Genomic DNA, 21,480 nt, shown 5'->3' with positions numbered 1-21,480 from the left:
GGGCGTCCGTTGAGACCTTTCGGGCAGGATTTTCAGTTCGCGCGCGCGCTCGGTCTGCAAATGGTCGAGCGCGGCGACGGGCGTTGCCGGATGACGATCGACATCAAGCGCGATCAGCATTTCAATCCGCAAGGCGTCGCGCACGGCGGCGTCGCCTATTCGCTCGCGGATACCGCGATGGGCGGTGCGGTGACCAGCCTGCTTCCCGACGATTTCTGGTGCGCGACGCTGGAGATCAAATTCAACTATCATGTCGGGGTACGCGAAGGCCCGCTAATTTGCGACGCGACCGTGCTTCATCGGGGCAAGCGCATCGCCAATATCGACGCGCGCCTGTTTCAGGACGATCGGCTCGTCGCCAGCGCCAACGGCAATTTCGCGATCTTTCCCGCGCCACCGGCTGCGAAATAGGAAAGAGGCGCCGGGGACGAGCCCCGACGCCTCCCTTTCCCGCTTCCCAAGAGGTTAGAAGCGGTAGCTCAGGGTTCCGCGCACGGCGTGCGTGCGGAAGTGCGGATCGCTGCGCCGGATATCGGTCGCGCCACCGTCCAGCAGGAACGGATTGGTCGCCGGATCGGCAGTGCCCGGCCCGACATTCACCGTATAATCCTTGTCTTTCACGTCGGTGTAGAGATATTCCAGACCGACGGCGATCTTGTTCGTGACCATGATTTCGGCACCGCCACCGGCGGCATAGCCCCAGCCGTTGGTCTTGCCATTGTCGGCGAAGCTGTTGGCGGTGTTGGTCGTCGCGAACCGGTTGTTAAGCCGCGCATAAGCGGGGCCGCCCGTCACATAGAAGAGCGCGCCGCCGCCCGGCGTATAGCCCGCGCGCAGCCGCGCATTCGCCTGCCAGTCGGCCTTACGGCTGATCTCATAGCTCGCGGGCGTCGTCGAAAAGCCGCTCACGCTGTCGCGCGCTTCGCTGCGGCCGCCCTCGATCACCGCGCCGAGGACGAAATTGCCCATGCGCTTGTCATAGCCGAGGCGGCCGAAATAATTCGCGCCGTCGCGGTCGTTGCGACAATCGATATTGGCGGTTCCGGTCGCGCGGCCGTTGCAGAAGCCCGGCGAGAACGCGTCGGTTCCGCCCACGGTGGTCACGGTGTCGCCGTAAACGCCATCACCATCGGTATCGAAGACCAAGGTTTCGCCCCGGTCGCTGCCCTGCAGGGAGGCGCCGCCGCCGATCGAGATATAAGGTCCGTTGAAGTCCTGCGCCGGATCGCGATCGTTTTGCGCCATGGCCGGAAAGGCCAGCAACGATGCTGCCGAAGCAGCGAGGAGAGCTGCGAATTTCATATGTTTTCTCCACTTTTTGAACGACTTTGCAGTCGGCGGACCAACCCGCCGGCGGGAGCGGAGTTTCATCCTTGTGCCGAAAACGGGACGAGCCGAGCCGGTCCTCCGCCTGCCGTAACGGCTTGAAAACCGCGCTTGCCAGCGGCCTTTCCGGCCCCCTATATCCACGTCATGAGTCACGATTTGTTCGACAGCAGCCAGCCCGCGACCGACAGCTACAACGCCTCGCAGATCGAGGTGCTCGAAGGACTGGAGCCGGTGCGCCGCCGCCCCGGCATGTACATTGGCGGCACCGACGAGCGGGCGCTTCACCACCTGGCCGCCGAGGTCATCGACAACAGCATGGACGAGGCGGTCGCGGGTCATGCGACGCGGATCGAAATCGAGCTCGACGTCGGCAATCGCCTGACCGTGATCGACAATGGGCGCGGTATGCCCGTTGATCCGCACCCGAAATTTCCCGGCAAGTCGGCGCTCGAAGTCATCATGACCATGCTCCATTCGGGGGGCAAGTTCGAGGGCAAGGCCTATGCCACTTCGGGCGGTCTGCACGGCGTCGGGGTCAGCGTCGTCAATGCGCTGTCGATCGAAACCGTGATCGAAGTTGCGCGGTCCAAGACATTGTATCAGCAGAGTTTTTCGCAAGGCGTTCCGCAGGGGCCGCTTGAGGAACTCGGCCCGACGCCGAACCGGCGCGGGACGAGCGTTTCCTTCGTTCCCGATCCCGCGATCTTCGGCGAGCATGGTCGCTTCAAGCCGCAGCGCCTCTATCGCATGGCGCGATCGAAAGCCTATCTGTTCGCGGGCGTCGAGATCCGCTGGAAATGCGCCGCCGAACTGATCGGCGACGATACCCCGACCGAGGCGGTGTTCCAGTTTCCCGGCGGGCTGGCCGACCATCTGAAGGAACAGATCGGCACCCGCGAATGCGCGACCGCCGAGCCGTTCGTGGGGCGGCAGGAATTCCCCGGCGACCAGGGGCGCGCCGAATGGGCGATCGCTTGGCCGCTCTGGTCCGACGGCAGCTATAGCTGGTATTGCAACACCATTCCGACCCCCGCCGGCGGCACCCACGAAGCGGGGCTGCGCGCCGCGCTGACCAAGGGATTGCGCGCGTTCGGCGAGCTGATCGGCCAGAAGAAGGCGGCGCAGATCACGGCGGAAGACGTGTTCAACGGCGGCGAGATGATGCTGTCGGTGTTCATCCGTGACCCGCAGTTCCAGAGCCAGACCAAGGACCGGCTGTCGAGCCCCGAGGCCGCGCGCTTCGTCGAAAATGCGGTGCGCGACCATTTCGACCATTATCTGTCGGACAATATGGACCGCGGCCGCGCGCTGCTCGGGTTGATCCTCGAACGCATGGACGAGCGACTGAAGCGCAAGGCCGAGCGCGAGGTGAAGCGCAAGACCGCCACCAGCGGCCGCAAGCTTCGCCTGCCGGGGAAGCTCACGGACTGTGCCAATGATGGCCCCGAAGGCACCGAATTATTTATCGTCGAGGGCGACAGCGCGGGCGGCAGCGCCAAGCAGGCACGCGACCGCAAGACGCAGGCGATCTTGCCGATCCGCGGCAAGATTTTGAACGTCGCGAGCGCCAGCGCCGACAAGATCCGCGCCAATCAGGAAATCGCCGACCTCGCGCTCGCGCTCGGCTGCGGGATGCGCAAGGATTGCGACGCCGACCGGCTTCGCTATGACAAGATCGTGATCATGACCGACGCCGACGTCGACGGCGCGCATATCGCGACCCTGTTGATGACTTTCTTCTTTCAGGAGATGCCCGACATCGTGCGCAATGGGCATGTCTATCTCGCGCAGCCGCCGCTCTATCGCCTCACGGCGGGCGCGACATCGGCTTATGCCCGTGACGACGCGCATCGCGCCGAGTTGGAAGCCACGGTCTTCAAAGGGAAAAAGGTCGAGGTCGGGCGTTTCAAGGGACTCGGCGAGATGAACCCGAATCAGCTCAAGGAAACGACGATGGACCCGGCGACGCGCTCGATGCTGCGCGTCACGCTGCCGCAGGAATATGAGGAGCGGCATCTGGTCAAGGATCTGGTCGACCGGCTGATGGGCAAGCATCCCGAGCATCGCTTCCAGTTCATCCAGGCCAATGCCGCGACCCTCGACGAGGCGGCGATCGATGCCTGATAAATAATTTCGCGACGCCGCGTCAGAAATTCCTGTTGCCGCCGACTAATAGGCTATGCGACACGAAATTTCGGAGCATGGCGTGGACGAAGCCGAACAGGACCGGGCCTTTGCCGAGGCAATCGACCGCTTCGGGCCCGCCCTTGCCCGCATGGCGCGCGGCTATGAGGCTGACCCCGATCTTCGCCGCGACCTCGAGCAAGATGTGCAGGTCGCGCTGTGGCAGAGCTTCGCCCATTTCGACGGCCGCTGCGCGCTGAGCACCTGGGTGTGGCGCGTCGCGCATAATCGCGCGACATCGCACATGCTGGCGCACCGCCGCCGCAACGCGCCCGGCTGGGCGAGCCTCGACGACATCGAGATTGCCGATGCCGCCCCCTCGCCCTTCGATGCCGCCGAAAGCGGACAGGCAATGGCGCTGGTCCTGTCGATCGTCGAGCGGCTCGATCCGCCCGACCGCCAGATATTGCTTCTTTACCTGGAAGGCGTCGCCGGTGCCGAGATCGCCGCGATCACCGGCGTCACCGCCGACATAGCGGCGACACGCATCCACCGCTTCAAATCCATGCTGACGCGCCGCTTCGCGCGCGAGGGAGGCTGTGCATGAACCCGTCCGACGACCGGCGCCTGCGCGCGCTGTGGCAGAGCGGCGATGCCGGGATCGCGGCGCTGCCGCTTGCCGAGATCAAGCGCCGTGCCGGCACGTTGAGCGACGGCATCGCACGGCGCAATCGCCGCGAATACATCGCGGTCGGCCTCGTCACCGTCATATTCGCGCTCTATGCGGCATTTCTGCCCGGATATTGGCTCAAGACCGGCAGCCTTCTCATCATCGCAGGTGCGCTGGTCGCTGGCCGGCAGCTCGCGCGCCGGACGTCACAGCCCGATCCGGGCGCCGAGGCTGGGGATATCCGCACCTATTACCGCGCCCGGCTCGTCACCGAGGAACATATGTTGATGCGGGTCGGACGCTGGTATCTGGCGCCGTTGATTCCCGGTCTGGCCGTCTTTCTCGCGGGGCTGGCACCCAGCCTCTCGCCATTCGGCTTCGTGGCGCTGGTGGCGGTCCATGCCCTGGTGTTCCTCGGCATCTGGTTGCTCAACCGGCGTGGCGCGGCCATGCTGCGCCGCCAGATTGCCCGGCTGGACGCCGCCGCCCCTTCCAAAGGAGAGAATTGATGCCCCGCTTTCTGACCGCGACCCTGCTCGCATCTGCAGCGATCCTGCCGGGCGGGCCCGCGCTTGCCTACCAGCAACCGGCGGCTGTCGAGGCCAGCGCTACGGATAGCGCTTTCGATCGCCGCGCGGCAGAGCTCGTCGATGTCATCAATGGCAACATGGCCTTCGACGCCTATTTCGCGCCCTCCTTTCAGGCCGCGGTGCCCGAGGCCCAGTTCAAGACGATGACCGCGGGGATCATCGCGCAATATGGCCGCGCGATCGCCGCCGAAGGCGCGCATTCGGCCGATGGGCATTCGGGCACTTTGAAACTGCGCTTCGAAAAGGGCGTAGCGACGGTGCTGCTCGATGCGGGGGGAGCGCCCGACGCGCGGGTCACCGGGCTTCGCATCACCGGCTTCACGGTCGCCGACGACAGTTTCGCGAGGGTTTCGGACGAGATCGCGGCGCTCCCCGGCATGACGGGGTTTCTGGTCGCCGAGGTCGATGACGATAGCTTCCGCCCGGTCGCCGCGACGCACGCCGACCGGCAATTTGCGGTCGGATCGACCTTCAAACTCTATGTGCTCGACGAACTGGCGGCACAGATCGCCGCCGGGAAGCGCCGCTGGAGCGACGTCGTGCCGCTGTCGCACCTCAGTTTCTCTTCGGCGGCGACCGCGAACTGGCCGAAGGATACCCCGGTCACGCTCCAGACGCTGGCGAACTGGATGATCTCGGTCAGCGACAATGGTGCCGCCGACACGCTGATCCATCTGCTCGGCCGCGATGCGATCGAAGCGCGGATGCGCGCGGCGGGCAACAGCGATCCGTCGCGCAACATCCCCTTTCTGACCACGGTCGAGGCTTTCGCGCTCAAGGGCAATAATTTCACCGATCTGCGCGGGAAATTCGTCGCAGCCGACGATGCAGCGCAGCGCAAGCTGATCGACGGTAACGCCGACAAGCTGGTCCTCGGCAATGTTGACGGCGTCAGCTTCACAGCCGGACCGCGCTTCATCGACAGTCTCGAATGGTTCTCATCGCCGGAGGATATAGCGCGGCTGATGATCGACCTCAGGAAACGCGGGTCGGAGCAGGTGATGGCGGCGCTGGCGATCAACAACGGCCTGGGGCCGGTCGCAGCGGAGCCGTGGCGCTATCTCGGCTACAAGGGTGGGTCGGAAAATGGCGTGCTGTCGATGAGCCTGCTCGGGCAGCGCAAGGCCGACGGCAAATGGTTCGTCGTCACCGCGAGTTGGAACAACACTGACGCCAATGTCGATACGGCGGTGTTTTCGGGGCTGGTGGCGCGCCTGCTGGCGCTGGCGGCGAAATAATCATCGTAGCCTGTTCCCCCGCGAAGGCGGGGGTCCATCTCCGAATGGAGCGAGATGAAACGGGCGGGAGATGGGTCCCCGCCTTCGCGGGGACACACCGCTTGTTGCTATTATGCCGTCAGCGCGGCGACCAGCGCCTTGACCTTCGCCTGCCGCCATTGCGGCGTCGGGGCGACGAGCCAATAGCCGCGGCTGACCGCAAAAGCCTCGCGCACCAGACGGACGCGGCCCGACGCGATGTCCGCTTCGGCGAGCATTGCCGGGACGTTGGCGAGGCCGAGGCCGTTGGCGGCGGCATCGATCGCCAACCCCGCATCGCCGAGCCGCAGCGCGGGTTCGCCGTCGTCGACGGGGCAGCCGGGCCAGGCGATCCGCGTGTCGCTTTCGGCGCCGGGTCCGGCGACGGTCACCATCGCAGGCTCGGCGAGCGGAACGCCCTCATGTTCGCCCGCGCCGTCGGTCCAGAAGATCGCGAGGTCGAGGTTCGCTTCGGTGAAGTCGATCCCGCCATCGGCCGAAACGAGCGTGAAGCGCACGTCAGGGGCCTGCTGGCTGTAGCGCGCGAGCCGCGGCGCGAGCCATTTGGCGGTCAGGTCGCGCGGCGCAGCGATCGTCAGCGACTGCGACGATTGTCCCGCCTGCATCGCGCGAACCGATTCCTCGAACTGGAGGAATCCTTGGCGCAGCGCGTCGAGCCCGGCCTCGGCCTCGCCGGTCAACTCAAGTCCCTTGGGGGTGCGGCGGAAGAGAACGACGCCGAGCATGTCCTCAAGCGCGCGGATCTGTTGCCCCACCGCTGCGGGGGTCACCGCGAGTTCGTCGGCGGCGCGCGTGAAGCTCAGGTGCCGGGCAGCGGCATCGAAGACGCGCAGGGCGTTCAGGGGCAGATGGGTGCGTTTCATGATGCGGTCGCGGGCGCCTGAAGCGGGAATTGGGGGATCGCGACGAGCATCTGCGATCCGTCGCCCATTTCCATCGTATAGCTGCCGACCATCGATCCTTCGGGAGTCGGGAGCGGGCAGCCCGAGACATAGTCGAACGCGCCGCCGGGAGCGATCAGCGGCTGCTCGCCGACGACACCCTCCCCCTCAACTTCGCTCACCTGGCCGCGGCCGTCGCTGATCCGCCAGTGGCGCGTCAACAGTTGCGCGGCCACGTCGCCGTGATTTTCGACCCGGACATGATAGGCCCAGAACCAGCGGCCGAGCGCCGGATGCGATTGTTCGGGAAGATAGCTCACCGAAACGCGCACGGTGATCGGCCCCGTGGTCGCCGCAAAAGGGAAGAAAGAGTCGATCATCTCCACCCTAGCGTCGCTCAAAGCCCGACCTTGGTCAATGCCTGGTCCAGATCGGCGATCACGTCGCGCGGATCCTCGAGCCCGATGTTGATGCGGAGCATCCCTTCCTCGACCCCCATGTCGAGCCGCGCCTCGGGGCTGACCCCGTAATGCGTCGTTGTCCATGGGTGACAGCAAAGGCTGCGCGCATCGCCGATATTGTTGCTGATGTCGACGAGTTCGAGCGCGTTGAGGAACGCCATCGCCTGCGCCGCGCCGCCATCGAGGACGAAGGAGAAGATCGGGCCGCAATCGTCCATCTGGCTCATCGCCAGATTATGCTGCGGGTGGCTCGCCAGTCCCGGATGGAGGATGCGGGCGACGCGTCCCTCGATCGCCTTGCCGACCGTCAGGGCATTTTCCGATTGCCGCCGTGCGCGCAGGTCGAGCGTTTCGAGCCCCTTGAGCACCACCCAGGCATTGAACGGCGACAGGTTCGGCCCGGTGTTGCGCTGGAACGGCAGCAGCACATCGTTGATGAATTTTTCGGTGCCGCAGACGGCCCCGGCAAGCACGCGGCCCTGCCCTTCCATCAGCTTGGTCGCCGAATAAGCGACGACGTCGGCGCCGAAATCCATCGGGCGCTGAAGCACCGCGGTCGCGAAAGCGTTGTCGACGACGCTGGTGATGCCATGCGCGCGGGCGAGGCCGCAGACATGCTTCATGTCGACGATATCCATCGTCGGGTTCGCAGGCGTTTCGAAGAAAAAGACCTTGGTATTCGGCTTGATGGCCTTTTCCCATGCGTCGTTGTCGCGTCCGTCGATGACCGTCGTCTCGATCCCGAAGCGCGGGCACAGGCTGTCGACCAGCCAGCGGCACGAACCGAAGGCAGCCTTCGCCGCGACGATATGGTCGCCCGCCGAAAGCTGGCACAGCAGCGCAGTCGTCATCGCCGCCATGCCGGTCGCCTGGACGCGGCATGCCTCCGCCCCTTCCAGCAGCGCGATCCGCTCTTCGAGCATCGCGACGGTCGGGTTCTGGAGGCGCGAATAGGTCATGCCCTGTTCGTCGCCGGAGAAGCGCGCCGCGACTTCCTCGGCGCTCTCATAGGTGTAGCCCGAGGTCAGGAAGAGCGCTTCGGACGTCTCGCCATGCTCGCTGCGCCAGGTGCCGCCGCGCACCGCCTGCGTCGCGGGGTGCCAGCCCCGCGTCGTGTCGCGATCGAAACCCGTTTTCTTCTTCATATGCCTGTCCGCTCTAGTCGTTCAAAGCCGCGACGACCGCGTCGCCGAGCGCCGTCGTGCTCATCGTCCCGCCAAGATCGGCGCCGCGCGCGCCGCCCGCGAGCACTTTCGCGACCGCCGCCTCGATCCGCGCCGCGCTCGCTTCGTCGCCGCCCGAATGGCGGAGCAGCATCGCGAGCGACAGGATCATCGCGAGCGGGTTGGCGATGCCCTTGCCCGCGATATCGGGCGCGCTGCCGTGAATCGGCTCGTAAAGGCCCAGTTTGCCGTCGCTCAGCGACGCCGAAGCGAGGAGCCCGATCGAGCCGACGCACATCGACGCCTGATCAGACAGGATGTCACCGAAGAGGTTGCCGGTGACGACGACATCGAACTGACCGGGGTTGCGCACAAGCTGCATCGCGGCATTGTCGACATACATGTGCGACAGCGCGACATCGGGATAGTCGGCCGCAACCTCGATCACCACGTCGCGCCAGAGCTGCGAGGTTTCGAGGACATTGGCCTTGTCGACCGAGCAGAGCCGCTTTTGACGGCCCTGCGCGGCACGGAAAGCGACATGGGCGATGCGCCGCACTTCGCTTTCGCTATAGGCCATGACGTCATAACCCTCGCGCTCGCCATTGGCGGTGGTGCGCGCACCCTTTTCGCCGAAATAGACGTCGCCGTTGAGTTCGCGGACGATCAGCAGGTCGATCGCCGAGGCGACTTCGGGGCGAAGCGCCGAACTGTCCTCCAGCCCCGCGAACAGCTTGGCAGGGCGCAGGTTGGCGAACAGGCCGAGTTCGGAACGCAGGCCGAGGATCGCCTGTTCAGGGCGCAGATGGCGCTCGACATTGTCGAACCGCGGATCGCCGACCGCACCGAACAGGATGGCATCGGCGGCCCTGGCCTTGGCGAGCGTTTCGGGCGGGAGCGGGTGGCCGGTCGCTTCATAGGCCGCCCCGCCGACGAGCGCGCGATCGAGCGTGACGGGCAGCGCCAGCGCCGCAAGCACCTTCTCCGCCTCCGCCATGATCTCAGGACCGATACCGTCGCCAGCGAGCAGCAGGATGTTCAAAATGTCGCCCTTTCGAAAGCAGCAGGAGCATCTGAGGCACCGTGTCCCCGCGAAGGCGGGGACCCATCATCTGCCGGTTCCATATAGAGCCTACCGGAGATGGGCTCCCGCCTTCGCGGGAGCACGGGACTTGATACCCAAAGACGCTGCCGCTCTAGACAGCGACCGCGAGTCACGCAACCGCCCTGCCCAGTCGGGTGACCAATCTTTCCCTTACGGTGAGCAAGTCGCGGTTTCGCCCGTCGATGATGTCGCGGTCGAGAAAGTGACCGGTGATCGCCAGCGCGTCGAGGACGTCTTCCGTTGATGGATTGCTATCGTGGCCGCGCAGGAAGGGCGGCAGGCGAAACAATCGCTCTTCATAGCCCGCGGCCGCGCCCGTGCTGACCGCCCCTCCCGACCGGGGGCTGACGAAGGCGAGATCGTCCGCCGCCCCCGTCGCGACGCATTCCTCCAGGTTCAGCCCGAAACCCAGTTCGGCGAGCAGCAGCAATTCGTAGCGCGCCAGCGCCGCGGCCCATTGCCGCGCCGAGGGCGCCACCTCGACCGCGTCGAGGACGGCGGCCAGCGCCACGTACAGCGCGGGATAGGGCTGGCCTTCGGGCAGCGTCGCGGCGGTCAGGCTGGTTACCCAGTCGATCGCCGCCGCCGCCAGCGGTTCGGCGAGCAAGGGGGCGCGGCTCGTCAGCAGTTCGGCCGTCGCACCGCCGAGCTGATCCTCGGTGCGCGCGCGCAGTTCGAGCGCGATTGCATTGCCCGGCATCAGGATCGGCCGCAGCCGCCGCGAGCGCCCGCCGCGCACATAGCCCGCGACGAGCCCCGCCTGCGGCGTCAGTGCGCGCAGGATCGCGCCATGCTCGCCATGCGCCCGCACCGCGCAGACGATCGCCTCGGTGGTCAGGACGGCCAAAGCACCATCTGCGTCTGGGTCACCAGCGCGACGTCGGCGCCCTCCTCGGTGCGGATGCGCGTCTGCCATACCGACAGCCTTTTGCCGATCTTGACCGGGGTTGCTTCGCCGACGAGCACCGATCCGACCGGGCCGCCGCCAAGGAAATTGGTTTTGCTCTCGATCGTCGTCGTGCCGCTCGCGCCCTCGGGCAGCGTCAGAAAGGCGCCAACCGCACCGAGACAGTCGGCAAAGGCCATGATCGCGCCACCGTGGACGATATGGCCCGCGGTGCAGATGTCAGGGCGCACCGGGAGCTTGCCCGCGACACAATCCTTGCTCCCCTCATGGATGGTGACGCCCAATGTTCCGGCCAGCGGCATCATCGCGGTGAAATCCATCTGTCCTCTCCCTTTTGTCCTGTTTTTCCGGCGAACGGTTAGCCGCCCGGATTGTAGAAATCATGCACCGCCTGCGCGACGCCTGCGCTGACGCCCGGCGCCTTCTTCAAATCCTCCAGGCTCGCGCCGCGGATCGCGCGGGCGGTGCCGAAATGCATCAGCAGCGCCTTCTTGCGCGCCGGGCCGATTCCCGGCACCTCGTCGAGGGGCGAGCTTCCCATCGCTTTCGCGCGTTTCTGCCGGTGCGCGCCGATCGCGAAGCGGTGCGCCTCGTCGCGCAGCCGTTGAATGTAGAAGAGCACCGCATTGTTCGTCGGCAAGGTGAATTCGCGACCGTCGGGCAGATAGAAGGTCTCGCGCCCCGCATTGCGGTCGGGCCCTTTCGCGACCCCGACGTAAGGCAGATCGTCGATGCCGAGTTCGGCGAACACCGCCGAAACCGCCGACACCTGCCCCTTGCCGCCGTCGATCAGGACGAGGTCGGGCCATTCGCCCTTGGTCCGCTCGGGGTCTTCTTCCAGCGCGCGCGCGAAACGGCGCTGGAACACCTCGCGCATCATTGCGAAATCGTCGCCCGGCTGGGTCTCGGCGCGCTTGATGTTGAACTTGCGATAGGCGCCCTTGATCCAGCCTTCGGGGCCCGCGACCACCATCGCGCCGAGGGCGTTGGTGCCCTGGATATGGCTGTTGTCGTAGATTTCGATGCGCTGCGGCGCATCCTCCAGATCGAACAGATCGGCGAGTTCGCGGCCGAGCTTTGCCTGGCTGCTGCTTTCGGCGAGCCGCCGGTCGAGTTCCTCGCCCGCGTTGCGCACCGCCTGGTCGAGCAGGCGCTTGCGGTTGCCGCGCTGGGGCACGCTGATCTCGACCTTACGTCCCGCCGTCTCGCCCAGCGCCTCGGCGAGCAGCGCGCTTTCGTCGGGCTCGCGGTCAACGAGGATCAGCTTTGGCGGTGGCACGCCCTCGTAGAATTGCATGAGGAAGCTTGCCATCACCTCCTCCTCGGGCACGCCGGCGACGTGCGCAGGGAAGAAGCTGCGATGCCCCCAATTCTGCCCGCCACGGATGAAGAAACCCGCGATGCAGAGCTGCCCGCCCTTCGCGGCGAGCGCGAACACGTCCGCATCGCCGAGCCCGTCGGCGTGGACCGACTGGCTGCCCTGGATGAAGGTCAGCGCCTTCAGCCGGTCGCGGAGTACTGCGGCCTGTTCGAAATCCATCGCCTCGGCCGCTTTGGTCATCGCGTCGCCGAGGCGCTTCTGGACGGCGGTCGAGCGGCCTTCGAGGAAATCCTGCGCGTCGCTCACCAGCGCGGCATAATCCGCCTTGCCGATACGATCGACGCACGGCGCCGAGCAGCGGCGGATCTGATAGAGCAGGCACGGCCGCGAGCGGTTAGCGAAGAAGCTGTCGGTGCAACTGCGCAGCAGGAAGGTCTTTTGCAGCGCGTTGAGCGTGCGATGCACCGACCCAGCGCTGGCGAACGGCCCGTAATAGCGCCCCTTCGCACGCCGCGCGCCGCGATGCTTTTGCACGCGCGGGAAATCATGGTCCATGCGGAGCAGGATGAAGGGAAAGCTCTTATCGTCGCGCAGCAGGACATTGTATGGCGGACGGTAACGCTTGATGAGCTGTGCCTCAAGCAGCAGCGCCTCGGCCTCGCTCGTCGTGGTGACGATTTCCATCGCGCGCGTCTGCGCGACCATCCGCTGAAGCCGCTGCGGCAGCCGCGCGACCTGCGTGTAATTGGTGACGCGGTTCTTGAGCGCGCGCGCCTTGCCGACATAGAGCACCTCGCCGCGCGCATCGAGCATCCGATAGACGCCGGGGCGCACCGGCAATTTGCGCACGACGCTGCGAATCGCCTCGGCGCCGCGCTCGAGGTCGGGCTTGTCGGCGCCCTCGCCTTCGCCGCGGACCACATAGGTGGCTTTTTCCTCGTTGAATCTGTCGGGGGCGTTGGGGCGAACCATGAATTTGCATGTAGGCGAAGGCGATGCGCCCCGCCATAGTGCGCGCGGGAAAACATCGGAGGGGTCGCTATGGACATAAGCGGAAAGCTGGCGCTGGTCACCGGCGGCAGCGACGGGATCGGGCGTGAGATCGCGCTGCAATTGCAGGGCGCAGGCGCCGAGGTGATCGTCACCGGGCGCTCGGCCGACAAATTGCGGGCGATGGCAGGGCTGGGTTTCGGGACGATCGCGGGCGATCTTTCGACCCCGGCGGGCGTCGACGCGGTCGTGAACGGCGTCGCGGGCAAGCCGCTCGCGCTGCTCATCAACAATGCCGGGGTCGGTAGCGACTATGAGCTCGACAAGCCCGAGACGCTCGACAGCGCCGCGCACTGCATCCGCACCAATCTCGACGCGCCGATCGCGCTCTGCACGCGGCTGCTGCCGGTGCTGCGCGCGCAGCCCGAAGCGGCGATCGTCAACGTCACCTCGGGCCTCGCCATCGCGCCGCGCGCGGGCGGGTCGGTCTATTGCGCGACCAAGGCGGGACTGCGCAGCTATACGCAGGCGATCCGGCACCTGCTGAAGGACAGCAATGTCCGGGTGATCGAAGCGCTGCCGCCGGTGGTCGAAACCAGCATGACGGCGGGCCGTGGCGGCAAGAAGATGAGCGCGCATGATTGCGCGGCGGAAATCGTCCACGGCATCCGCACCGGCCGGCGCGAGGTCAATGCCGGGATGGTCAAGCTGTTGCAGTTCGTGCACAGCATCTCGCCGGCGCTGGCGCGGCGGGTGATGCTGCGGTTTTGACGGGCGGCCGCTCTATTCAGGAAACGGTATTTCTCAACCTTCGTCATTCCCGCAAAAGCGGGAACCCAGTGTGGGGTTAGCCGACGCACGCTCTGGGTTCCCGCTTTTGCGGGAATGACGAAGGGGGAGAGGCAGAATGTTGCTTATCAGCCGATAGCCGACATCGCGTCCCGCACACAGCAAAACGCCCGCGGATATCCGCGGGCGCCTTGTTTCAGCGATGTCGGAAGGCTCAGCCTTTGGCGACCGCCGCGATGGCATTGTCGACCAGCGCCTTGTCGGCCTTGGCGTCATGCTTGTCGGCGATCAGCTTCGCCGCCGCTTCGGTCGCCGCCTTGGTCGCCGCGGTGCGGACTTCGGTCAGCGCCTGCGCTTCGGCCGCAGCGATGCGGTCCTCGGCCATCTGCTTGCGGCGCGCGATCAGCGCGGTGGCGTCGGCCTTGGCCTTGGCGACGAGCGCTTCGGCTTCGGTTTCGGCACGGGTGCGCAGCTCGTCGGCCTCCTTCGCCGCGCGGGCGAGCTTGGCTTCATATTCGGCCTTGAGCGATTCGGCGTCGAGGCGAAGCTGTTCGGCTTCGCTGAGCTGCTTCGCGATCGCGGCGATCTTGCCGTCGAGCATCGCGCCGATCGCGGCGGGCGCCTTTTTCCAGATCAGGACGACGAAGAAAATCGTCATCGCCAGCGCGACCCACCAGCTCGGCGACGACCACAGCGTGCCCGCGGGCTCGGCGCCGTGCGCCGCTTCGGACAGGATCAGTTCAACCATGGAGCACCGCCTTCACCGCCGCCTTGGCATCCGCCGCCGCGACCTTCACGCCCGACAGTTTGGCGACGAGATCGGCGGAGGCTTCGGCCGCGACCGATTCGATTTCCGCCATCGCCGATTTGCGCGCCGCCGCGACGTCGGCCTCGGCGGCCGTCATCTTCTCGGACAGTTCGGCGTCGATCTTGGCGAGACGCTTTTCGGCGTCACGCGCGGCCTTGTCCTTTGCGTCCTGCACCGCCTTTTGCGCCCCGGCGCGCGCGGCGTCGTTCTGCTGGCGATACTGGCTTTCCAGATCATCCGCCCGCGCATGCGCCGCCTTGGCGGCCGCGAGGTCGTCGGCGACCTTGCGGTCGCGCGCATCGACCGTGGCCTCGATCTTCGGATACATGCCGAGACCGATCACCACGAAGACCGCGCCGAAAATCAGCGCGAGCCAGAAGAGCTGCGAGGCGAGATACCAGTTCTCCGCCAGCTGATTGATCTGTGGCATGTTATTTCTTCCGATTGACGACGAAACCGGTGCGCCATCCCCGCTGGAACGGCGCATCGCATAAGCCGCCGCGCGTCCGGCTGAACCGGACGGCGCGGCGCCGGTGTCAGGCCGCCTTCAGATAGAGAAGGATGGCGATCAGGAACGACAGCAGGCCGAGAAGTTCGGCGGCGGCGAAGCCGATGAACAGGCGGCCCTGCTGGCCGTCGGCCGCCGCCGGATTGCGCAGCGCGCTCTCCAGGAAGCTGCCGAAGACATTGCCCACGCCGATCGCGGCCATGCCGGCGCCAATCGCGGCGAGACCGGCACCGATGAGCGTCGCTGCTTGTGCGTCCATGAAATTAACTCCTTATTCTAACTATAGGATTTGAAACGATTAGTGAAGATTGACCGCGTCGTTGATGTAGAGCGAGGTCAACAGGGCGAAAACATAGGCCTGGATGCCCGCGACGAGCAGTTCGAGCGCGCTGATCCCGATCATCAGCGCCATGCTGGCGAGGCCGACCGGCAGGCCGATCGCGGCACCGGCGCCCGAGCTCTGGACGATGAAGTTGGCGAACACTTCGAGAAGGACGTGCCCGGCGGTCATCGCGACGAAGAGTCGCAGGCCGAGGCTGAACGGGCGCACCATGAACGACACGAACTCGATCGGCGCGATGAACGGGATCATCGGCCACGGCGTACCGTGCGGGACGAAGAGCGAGAAGAAATGCAGGCCGTGACGCCAGAAGCCGACGACGAGCACGATCGCAAAGGAGAGAACCGCAAGCACGCCGGTGATGGTGAAGTGGCTGGTGACCGTCAGCGGATGCAGCCCGCCGAGCGCAAAAGGCACCATTCCCAGAATGTTGCAGAACAATATGAACATGAAGAGCGAGAAGACATAGGGCGTATATTTGCGCCCCTCGGATCCGATGTTCGTCGACATCATCGACGAGATGAAGCCCGTGAAGCCTTCGACCGCCATCTGCCAGCGGCCCGGAACGAGCTGCCGCTTCATGCCGCCGAGCATGAAGACCCAGAGGAGGATCGCCGCAGCGGCCATCCAGACTGCGCTGGTGGTCAGCCACACTTCGCGTCCGTCGACCGCGAACAGCTTCGCGATCGGTTCGACGGTGAACTGGTGCATCGGGTCGAATTTACCGGCCTCAGCGGACACGCGCGTCACTCCAAAATACGTCCCGGCGCCTTGCGCCGCCGGGCTGAACCTGACCTATTCCGAACCACTCTTGCCGCGCGAGGCCGCATTGGCGATCCGGAAGATGTTCCTGAAGGCGACGATGATCCCGAGGGCCAACATCCCCAACAAACCCCAAGGCGAAGTATCGGCGAAACGGTCGATCAGCCATCCGATCAACGCCCCGCCGAGCAAACCACCCAGCAATTCGGCCAATACCCGATTGCCGAGCCGGTAATTGGCGTCGGCTTCGGGTGGATTGACCCCGCTCCGCTTCGCTTCTGCGGCTTCGGCCCGGTCCAATCGCTGTTCGAGCGAGACCAGGCGCGAATCCTCCGAAGTGTGTTCCGGATCGCTGCCATTCTCCGTCATCTTGCGCCATCCTCCTGAAACAAAACCGGAATATTCCGATTCCGCCCGCGAAAAAAGGCCCGAAAATTCGGGAGACCCCTAAGGCGCGGCCCGTTTAGGAATGCCGCCCCGCGAAGTCAATGCTTCTGCTGCCCGCACAAAAATGCCGCCGCGTTTAGGGGCGCGGCGGCATATGCGGCCCGGAAGCCGCCTTGTAGATCATCTCGTTACGGACAGCGCGTATCGCGCACCGGCGGGCTTGCGTCGCGGGTCAGCCAGCGGCCGTCGGGCGCCTTGTATTTCTCGCCCGGCTTCGTCTTGGCGATCAGGTTGCAGCCGGTGACGAAAGCGAACTGCTCGACCGTGCTGCCCTGCGGCGCTCCGCTGGTGTAAGCGGCCTTGCGCTTGATGTTGATGTCGGTGACGAGCTGACGCACCGCCGGGGTCGGGGTCGAGACGAAACCCAGATAGCCGGTGGGCTCCTCGCCGATCTGTCCGGCCGAGCGCGCGGCCTCATAGGCGGGATCGCGCTGCGCCATCGCCGAGGGCACGATCAGACCGACCGCCGTCGTCGCCGCAATCGCAGCCATCGCCCATCCCGCCGGTTTCCACTGTTTCACCATTATCATTCCTATCTCGTCAGAATATGCCGCTATTCTGCTCAATGAGCTTCTTGGCATCACCATCCAGCTTGTACACGATTTCCTGCTTGATGTTGATATTCAGGTTGATCTCGATCGGCTTGTCGGGGGTCGCGATCTGGACGCAGCCGCCCAGCATCGCCGCTCCCGCCATGATCATGCACCGATCGCCGATACCCGGCCTCCTTGCTTCCTTTGTTCTGCTCTTCATCGCACGGGCTCGCTTTCTGGGGGCTGAACGGTTGGAGAGGCGCCGGATGTCGCCGCCTCCTGCTCTTCTATCAATCTCGACAAATTCTGCTCGATCCAGACCGACGGGTCATAAAATCCCTTGGCCGATGTCACCAACTGGCGGAAGGGCCCGGTGACCTTTATATTGAACACCAGCGGGATCTTCGCGATCTGTTTGGTCAGGAAATTGCGCGTTGCGCCCTCGCCCTGCCCCACGCCGCCGAAGCGGATATCGGTCACCATTTCCCCGTCGAGATCCCCGTTCAGAATGATCGTCAGATCGTCATATTTGAGGCTGCGTAGCGCACCAAAGGCAAAATTGGCGATCGTACCGAGATTGTGATTCGACAATTCGCCGATATAGGCGAGCGTGCCGCCGCCCGAGCGCGCATCGATGCGGCCGCCGACGACGCGGCCGCCCAGCCCGTCGAACTCGACCGGCAGCGTCCCGTCGAACTTGCCGGTGGCGTTGATATTGTCGAAGCCGAACTGCTGGAGGAAGGTGGCGGCATCGACCCCGACGACATCGAAGCTGAGCCGGCGCGGCTGGTCGGCGGCGAAATCGAGCGTCGCGGGGTGCAGCAGCAGCTCGCCGCCCGCAAAGGGCCAGCGCCCGCCCTCGATGCGCACGCGGTTGCCGCCGATGAGCTGATAGTCGATCGTGCCGTCGACGACGGGGATGCCGGGGTTGATCTCCTTGATCGACGCTGTCTGCCCCGGCGCCGAATGGAGGCCGATCAGATCGTCGAAGCTCAGCGTCGCGGTCAGCCCGGTGACCGGGCCGAACGCGGCGGCAAGATCGGTATCGGCGGTCGCGAAAGTGCCGCGGCTGGTGACGCCGTCGGGCGTCCAGTCGATCCGACCGTCGCCGACCAGCGTTCCCTGAACATTGGCGACGACGCCGAGCGCCAGCGGGGTCAGCATGGAGGGCTGGAAATGATCGTCGAAGCGGATTTCCTTGACGATCAGGTCGGCGCCGCCGGTGCTGTCCGCAAGGCGATGGCGGATCACCGTGTCGAGTATCTTGACCCCCTTCTCGCGCTCGCTGAATCCCGCCGTCGCTTCGATCACGCCGTTCGCGAAGCGGAGGTTCGCGTCGTTGCTGATCAGAGGCGCGAAGCGTGCGGGCGCCGCCGCGTCGGTCAGCAGCAGGCCGCCATCGAGCGTCAGTGCGCCGCCCACATAGCGCCATTGGCCCGCAATTTCGCTCATGTTGAGCGGAACCGCGCCGATCTTGCCGCTGGCGCCGGCGAGGTCGCCCGTCATGCCGCCCGCTCCGGGTCGGCCCGTGATCCGATTAGCGGCGAAAAGGGTGACGCTGTCGCCCTCGCCGAGCCGGACGTCGGCCAGCGCCACAGCCCAGCGCAGCGAAGCGAGATCGACCTCGGCGCCGCGCGCGTCGAAGGCGAAGGGCGACGAACCGCTTGCCCCGCGGAGCGCGAGCGAAGGAATGCGGATGGCTCCGCGCAATCCGTTTGGCCCGGCGCTGAGCAGCGGCGCGCCGGGGCGGCTGCACAGATCGATGCCGGTGCGGCCAAGGCTGAAACCGGAAATGGCAATGCGCTCGGCGCCGACACGGGTGCAGCCGCCATCGAGCGCCAGTGCGCCGGTGCCCGACAGTGCGCCGCTCAGCGGCACGGTCAGCCGTTCGACGCGACCGCCGGGGAGCGGCCCCGACAGTTCGGCACGCGTCGAAAAGCGCAGCAGGCCGCCATTGCCCGAAAAGCGGACGGGCGCGAGCGCAAGCCGCGAGCCCTCCGCGCCATAGGGCTCGAAGCGCGCGAGCCCGCTGATCACGCCGTCGCTGCGGCGATCGAGCAACAGCGATCCCGTGGGCAGGTCGCCGCCGCCGAAGGCCCAGCTTCCCAGCATCGTGACCGCGGGCGTCGGTGTTCCGAAGATATAGGCGATACGGCTGTCGGAGCCGCCGGCAATGCGCGCGCCGCTGGCGGCGGCGATCTCGGGCGCGATCAGTTCGATCCGCGCGCTCTGTCCCTCACCTGCGAGCGCGAAGCGCGTGGTGCCGCCGACATCGGCCAGCATCCGGGCGAGCGCCGCCGCGGCGCGCTTCGCTGGTGGGCCGAGCGGCGTGCCGTCGGCGGCTTTCGCGCCGTCGGCGATCGTGCGCCGCAGCGCTTCGCTGCCGCTCGCACGGGCGAAAGCGACGCGGCCTTCGATCGCAGGTGCCGCGCGTCCGACCGTGCCCTTGGCGTCGAGGGTCACGCTTTGCGCGGCAAAGCCGATGCCGCGCAGCCGCGCCATCTCGGCATCGACCGAGAGGGTCGTGCGGTCGGCGGTGCCCGAAAAGCCAGCTTTCACGCCGAGCCGGTCGGCGATTACCGATCCCGCCGCCAGCCGGGAAAGCGCAGCATCGGCGCTGCCTTTCCAGCTTTGCAGATTCTCCGACAACGACAGGTCGAGCGCGATTTGCGGCGATGCCGCCGTGACGCTGCCGTCCACGCAGCGGAGCGTTTTCGCGCGCAAAGGCCCCGATAGGCTGGGCCGCACATCGCGCACGCGCACGGCGCCATAGAAGGTCGTGCCTGCGACCTCGCACCCCGCCGCCGCGAGATCGGGTGCGACAAGGGCCAGCTTTCCCGTGAAATCGCGGCGGAGGTTGCCGCGTCCATTGAGCGCCGCGCCAATATTGCCCCACGGTGTCTCGACCCGCGCCCGCGCATCGGTGAGTTCGGCGAACAGATCGGGCAAGGCGAAGGGCGTCGTGTCGGTCGGATCGCGAAACTTGTCGAGCGAGCCAAGCGATATCTGTCCGTCGACGAACCGACCGTAGAGTCGCACCCCATCGGCGCGAATCCCCGCCACATAGGGGCCCGAAAGACCATAGCCGAGCGAGACCTCGACCGTTTTCGCGGTCAGATCGGGCCGCGCCGGGTCGCCGATGACGAGGTTCGACAGGCGCTCGCGCCGGAAACCGATCGCGTCGATCGTATAGCGCGCCGGAATGCCGCGATCGTCGAGCTGGTCGCGGATGACCCGATCGGCGATCGGCTCGCGCGCGAGCCACAACACGCCCGCAAGCGCGACGACCGCGCCCGCGGTCAGCCAGCGCTTCTTGAACAGGATCGTTCGCTTGTGCGGCCTCGGCGGCGGGTTGTCATCCGCATCAGCCATAAGCGCGCCGTGCGGATCGAGACGGGAAAGGCAAAGCGGCCGATGACGTCATGACGCTGATATTCGTTCCTCATGCGCCCCGGCGGGCTGACCCTGTTCCGACAAATAACGCCGAATTGGCGCATTTGGCTCCGGAAATAAGGACGTTGCCATAGGCAGCAAACCTTATGGCCGTTGAGTGCGCCCCACAAGCTGGTTATGCCAACATCGATGGGGGAGGCGCCAGATCATGCGGGACATCGCGCGCGGCTGCGGACGCGGCTGCTCGGCGAGCCCGAAAGCATGGCCGATTATGAGCTGGTCGAATATCTGCTCGCGCTTGCGATCCCGCGCCGCGACACCAAGCCGCTGGCGAAGGCGCTGCTCCGCGAATTCGGCTCGCTCGCGCAATTGATCAGCGCCGATCCCGATGTGCTGCGGCGCGTCGATGGCATGGGCGACAGCGCGGTCGCGGCGCTGAAGATCGTGCAGGCGTCCAGCCTGCGGATGCTGAAGGGCGCGCTGCACGACAAGCCGCTGCTGTCGAGTTGGGACGCGCTGCTCGACTGGCTGCGCGCCGACATGGGGCCGATCGATATCGAGCGGGTCCGTGTCCTCTACCTCAATTCGCGTAACATGCTGATCCGCGACGAGGTGGCGAGCGAAGGATCGATCGACCAGTCGGCAATCTATGTTCGCGAGGTAGTCAAGCGCGCGCTCGAACTCGGCGCCGCGGCGATCATCCTCGTCCATAATCATCCGAGCGGAAACGCCGAGCCGAGCCGGCAGGACATCGCGATCACCCGTGATATCGCCGAAGCAGCCGGAAAGCTCGGCATCGTCCTTCACGACCATATCATCGTCGGCGGGTCTGATTATCGCAGCCTGCGCGCGATGGGCCTGATCTGATCCGGCTTTACTTACCGGGGCGGGTGCGACATCATCGGCGGATGCAGAATCGGCACCGCCATCTTCGATTCCGTTTTCACGGGGGTCAGCTTCTCGCGGGCATCTAGCCCCGGGTTCCGGTGCGTCGCGCCCCGAGACCCGGGGCGAAATTTCCATTTTTATCGGGTGGTGCAGCGCGCGGCGCTCCCACCCCTCCCCCTTTGTGGAAAGCCTGC

General features: G+C 65.9%; 23 protein-coding genes. 7 read left to right on the top strand and 16 right to left on the bottom strand.

Features of this window, described 5'->3' with window-relative positions:
- Positions 1-9: 9 nt before the first annotated feature.
- Entirely contained in the window at positions 10-411 is a 402-nt protein-coding gene (locus NP825_RS07830; protein WP_257550131.1) for a PaaI family thioesterase, read from the top strand.
- 54 nt (positions 412-465) lie between these two features.
- Here NP825_RS07830 and NP825_RS07825 read toward each other — a convergent pair whose 3' ends face one another.
- The gene (locus NP825_RS07825) at positions 466-1,302 is read right to left on the bottom strand and encodes an outer membrane protein (protein WP_257550129.1); all 837 of its coding nucleotides are present in this window, start codon (positions 1,300-1,302) and stop codon (positions 466-468) included.
- A 171-nt stretch (positions 1,303-1,473) separates the two neighbouring features.
- Between NP825_RS07825 and parE the strand changes: the two genes are divergently transcribed.
- The 4 genes from parE to NP825_RS07805 all read left to right on the top strand — a co-directional run bounded on the left by parE (position 1,474) and on the right by NP825_RS07805 (position 5,951).
- Entirely contained in the window at positions 1,474-3,453 is a 1,980-nt protein-coding gene (gene parE / locus NP825_RS07820; protein ID WP_257550127.1) for a DNA topoisomerase IV subunit B, read from the top strand.
- A gap of 82 nt (positions 3,454-3,535) precedes the next feature.
- Positions 3,536-4,060: an RNA polymerase sigma factor gene (locus NP825_RS07815; protein ID WP_257550125.1), complete on the top strand. Its 525-nt coding sequence runs from the start codon at positions 3,536-3,538 to the stop codon at positions 4,058-4,060.
- Positions 4,057-4,632, top strand: a complete 576-nt coding sequence (locus NP825_RS07810; protein WP_257550123.1) for a hypothetical protein — start codon at positions 4,057-4,059, stop codon at positions 4,630-4,632. Before NP825_RS07815 ends, NP825_RS07810 begins: the two co-directional genes overlap by 4 nt.
- Complete coding sequence (locus NP825_RS07805) at positions 4,632-5,951, top strand: class A beta-lactamase-related serine hydrolase (protein ID WP_257550121.1); 1,320 nt, start codon at positions 4,632-4,634, stop codon at positions 5,949-5,951. The genes NP825_RS07810 and NP825_RS07805 overlap by 1 nt, the downstream gene beginning before the upstream one ends.
- A gap of 110 nt (positions 5,952-6,061) precedes the next feature.
- Here NP825_RS07805 and NP825_RS07800 read toward each other — a convergent pair whose 3' ends face one another.
- The 7 genes from NP825_RS07800 to uvrC form a co-directional block, all read right to left on the bottom strand.
- Positions 6,062-6,853: a LysR substrate-binding domain-containing protein gene (locus NP825_RS07800; protein ID WP_257550119.1), complete on the bottom strand. Its 792-nt coding sequence runs from the start codon at positions 6,851-6,853 to the stop codon at positions 6,062-6,064.
- Positions 6,850-7,251, bottom strand: a complete 402-nt coding sequence (gene apaG / locus NP825_RS07795) for a Co2+/Mg2+ efflux protein ApaG (RefSeq protein ID WP_257550117.1) — start codon at positions 7,249-7,251, stop codon at positions 6,850-6,852. Before apaG ends, NP825_RS07800 begins: the two co-directional genes overlap by 4 nt.
- A gap of 17 nt (positions 7,252-7,268) precedes the next feature.
- The gene (locus NP825_RS07790) at positions 7,269-8,477 is read right to left on the bottom strand and encodes a PLP-dependent aspartate aminotransferase family protein (RefSeq protein WP_257550115.1); all 1,209 of its coding nucleotides are present in this window, start codon (positions 8,475-8,477) and stop codon (positions 7,269-7,271) included.
- 13 nt (positions 8,478-8,490) lie between these two features.
- On the bottom strand, positions 8,491-9,537 hold the full coding sequence (gene leuB / locus NP825_RS07785) for a 3-isopropylmalate dehydrogenase (RefSeq protein ID WP_257550113.1): 1,047 nt from the start codon (positions 9,535-9,537) through the stop codon (positions 8,491-8,493).
- A gap of 172 nt (positions 9,538-9,709) precedes the next feature.
- A complete protein-coding gene (recO, locus tag NP825_RS07780) occupies positions 9,710-10,447 on the bottom strand; it encodes a DNA repair protein RecO (RefSeq protein ID WP_257550111.1) in 738 nt (245 codons plus the stop codon).
- Positions 10,435-10,827 (bottom strand): PaaI family thioesterase, encoded by a 393-nt coding sequence (locus NP825_RS07775; protein ID WP_257550109.1) that lies wholly within the window; start codon positions 10,825-10,827, stop codon positions 10,435-10,437. The genes recO and NP825_RS07775 overlap by 13 nt, the downstream gene beginning before the upstream one ends.
- Positions 10,828-10,865: 38 nt before the next feature.
- Positions 10,866-12,800 (bottom strand): excinuclease ABC subunit UvrC, encoded by a 1,935-nt coding sequence (gene uvrC / locus NP825_RS07770; protein WP_257550107.1) that lies wholly within the window; start codon positions 12,798-12,800, stop codon positions 10,866-10,868.
- A 69-nt stretch (positions 12,801-12,869) separates the two neighbouring features.
- On the opposite strand from uvrC, the gene NP825_RS07765 reads away from it, so the two are divergent.
- Complete coding sequence (locus tag NP825_RS07765; RefSeq protein WP_257550105.1) at positions 12,870-13,589, top strand: SDR family oxidoreductase; 720 nt, start codon at positions 12,870-12,872, stop codon at positions 13,587-13,589.
- 232 nt (positions 13,590-13,821) lie between these two features.
- Here the strand turns inward: NP825_RS07765 and NP825_RS07760 are convergent, their stop codons facing one another.
- The 8 genes from NP825_RS07760 to NP825_RS07725 all read right to left on the bottom strand — a co-directional run bounded on the left by NP825_RS07760 (position 13,822) and on the right by NP825_RS07725 (position 20,377).
- Positions 13,822-14,355 carry a F0F1 ATP synthase subunit B gene (locus NP825_RS07760; RefSeq protein WP_257550103.1) on the bottom strand — a complete coding sequence of 178 codons (534 nt, stop codon included), beginning with the start codon at positions 14,353-14,355 and terminating at the stop codon, positions 13,822-13,824.
- Positions 14,348-14,845 (bottom strand): ATPase, encoded by a 498-nt coding sequence (locus NP825_RS07755; protein WP_257550101.1) that lies wholly within the window; start codon positions 14,843-14,845, stop codon positions 14,348-14,350. The genes NP825_RS07760 and NP825_RS07755 overlap by 8 nt, the downstream gene beginning before the upstream one ends.
- 106 nt (positions 14,846-14,951) lie before the next feature.
- Positions 14,952-15,182: a F0F1 ATP synthase subunit C gene (locus NP825_RS07750; protein ID WP_067108963.1), complete on the bottom strand. Its 231-nt coding sequence runs from the start codon at positions 15,180-15,182 to the stop codon at positions 14,952-14,954.
- 39 nt (positions 15,183-15,221) lie between these two features.
- Positions 15,222-16,004: a F0F1 ATP synthase subunit A gene (locus NP825_RS07745; RefSeq protein ID WP_257550093.1), complete on the bottom strand. Its 783-nt coding sequence runs from the start codon at positions 16,002-16,004 to the stop codon at positions 15,222-15,224.
- A gap of 54 nt (positions 16,005-16,058) precedes the next feature.
- Positions 16,059-16,394, bottom strand: a complete 336-nt coding sequence (locus NP825_RS07740) for an AtpZ/AtpI family protein (protein WP_257550092.1) — start codon at positions 16,392-16,394, stop codon at positions 16,059-16,061.
- Positions 16,395-16,600: 206 nt separating this feature from the next.
- Positions 16,601-17,002 (bottom strand): YdbL family protein, encoded by a 402-nt coding sequence (locus NP825_RS07735; protein ID WP_257550091.1) that lies wholly within the window; start codon positions 17,000-17,002, stop codon positions 16,601-16,603.
- A gap of 10 nt (positions 17,003-17,012) precedes the next feature.
- On the bottom strand, positions 17,013-17,174 hold the full coding sequence (locus NP825_RS07730) for a YnbE family lipoprotein (RefSeq protein ID WP_257550090.1): 162 nt from the start codon (positions 17,172-17,174) through the stop codon (positions 17,013-17,015).
- 47 nt (positions 17,175-17,221) lie between these two features.
- Entirely contained in the window at positions 17,222-20,377 is a 3,156-nt protein-coding gene (locus tag NP825_RS07725) for a YdbH domain-containing protein (RefSeq protein WP_257550089.1), read from the bottom strand.
- Positions 20,378-20,587: 210 nt separating this feature from the next.
- Between NP825_RS07725 and radC the strand changes: the two genes are divergently transcribed.
- Positions 20,588-21,265: a DNA repair protein RadC gene (gene radC, locus NP825_RS07720; protein WP_257550088.1), complete on the top strand. Its 678-nt coding sequence runs from the start codon at positions 20,588-20,590 to the stop codon at positions 21,263-21,265.
- The last annotated feature ends 215 nt before the right edge of the window (positions 21,266-21,480 follow it).

The organism is Sphingopyxis sp. DBS4 (assembly GCF_024628865.1).
GTDB lineage: Bacteria > Pseudomonadota > Alphaproteobacteria > Sphingomonadales > Sphingomonadaceae > Sphingopyxis.
Note: the sequence above shows the minus strand (reverse complement) of the source record. Positions and strands in the feature narration are given on the sequence as shown.

Excerpts from the sequence above, each read along its gene's own strand:
- NP825_RS07825 (WP_257550129.1), bottom strand. The coding sequence starts at position 1,302 with ATGAAATTCGCAGCTCTCCTCGCTGCTTCGGCAGCATCGTTGCTGGCC.
- parE (WP_257550127.1), top strand. The coding sequence starts at position 1,474 with ATGAGTCACGATTTGTTCGACAGCAGCCAGCCCGCGACCGACAGCTAC.
- NP825_RS07810 (WP_257550123.1), top strand. The coding sequence starts at position 4,057 with ATGAACCCGTCCGACGACCGGCGCCTGCGCGCGCTGTGGCAGAGCGGC.
- NP825_RS07805 (WP_257550121.1), top strand. The coding sequence starts at position 4,632 with ATGCCCCGCTTTCTGACCGCGACCCTGCTCGCATCTGCAGCGATCCTG.
- NP825_RS07800 (WP_257550119.1), bottom strand. The coding sequence starts at position 6,853 with ATGAAACGCACCCATCTGCCCCTGAACGCCCTGCGCGTCTTCGATGCC.
- apaG (WP_257550117.1), bottom strand. The coding sequence starts at position 7,251 with ATGATCGACTCTTTCTTCCCTTTTGCGGCGACCACGGGGCCGATCACC.
- NP825_RS07790 (WP_257550115.1), bottom strand. The coding sequence starts at position 8,477 with ATGAAGAAGAAAACGGGTTTCGATCGCGACACGACGCGGGGCTGGCAC.
- NP825_RS07775 (WP_257550109.1), bottom strand. The coding sequence starts at position 10,827 with ATGGATTTCACCGCGATGATGCCGCTGGCCGGAACATTGGGCGTCACC.
- uvrC (WP_257550107.1), bottom strand. The coding sequence starts at position 12,800 with ATGGTTCGCCCCAACGCCCCCGACAGATTCAACGAGGAAAAAGCCACC.
- NP825_RS07765 (WP_257550105.1), top strand. The coding sequence starts at position 12,870 with ATGGACATAAGCGGAAAGCTGGCGCTGGTCACCGGCGGCAGCGACGGG.
- NP825_RS07760 (WP_257550103.1), bottom strand. The coding sequence starts at position 14,355 with ATGGTTGAACTGATCCTGTCCGAAGCGGCGCACGGCGCCGAGCCCGCG.
- NP825_RS07755 (WP_257550101.1), bottom strand. The coding sequence starts at position 14,845 with ATGCCACAGATCAATCAGCTGGCGGAGAACTGGTATCTCGCCTCGCAG.
- NP825_RS07750 (WP_067108963.1), bottom strand. The coding sequence starts at position 15,182 with ATGGACGCACAAGCAGCGACGCTCATCGGTGCCGGTCTCGCCGCGATT.
- NP825_RS07740 (WP_257550092.1), bottom strand. The coding sequence starts at position 16,394 with ATGACGGAGAATGGCAGCGATCCGGAACACACTTCGGAGGATTCGCGC.
- NP825_RS07735 (WP_257550091.1), bottom strand. The coding sequence starts at position 17,002 with ATGATAATGGTGAAACAGTGGAAACCGGCGGGATGGGCGATGGCTGCG.
- NP825_RS07730 (WP_257550090.1), bottom strand. The coding sequence starts at position 17,174 with ATGATCATGGCGGGAGCGGCGATGCTGGGCGGCTGCGTCCAGATCGCG.
- NP825_RS07725 (WP_257550089.1), bottom strand. The coding sequence starts at position 20,377 with ATGGCTGATGCGGATGACAACCCGCCGCCGAGGCCGCACAAGCGAACG.
- radC (WP_257550088.1), top strand. The coding sequence starts at position 20,588 with ATGGGGGAGGCGCCAGATCATGCGGGACATCGCGCGCGGCTGCGGACG.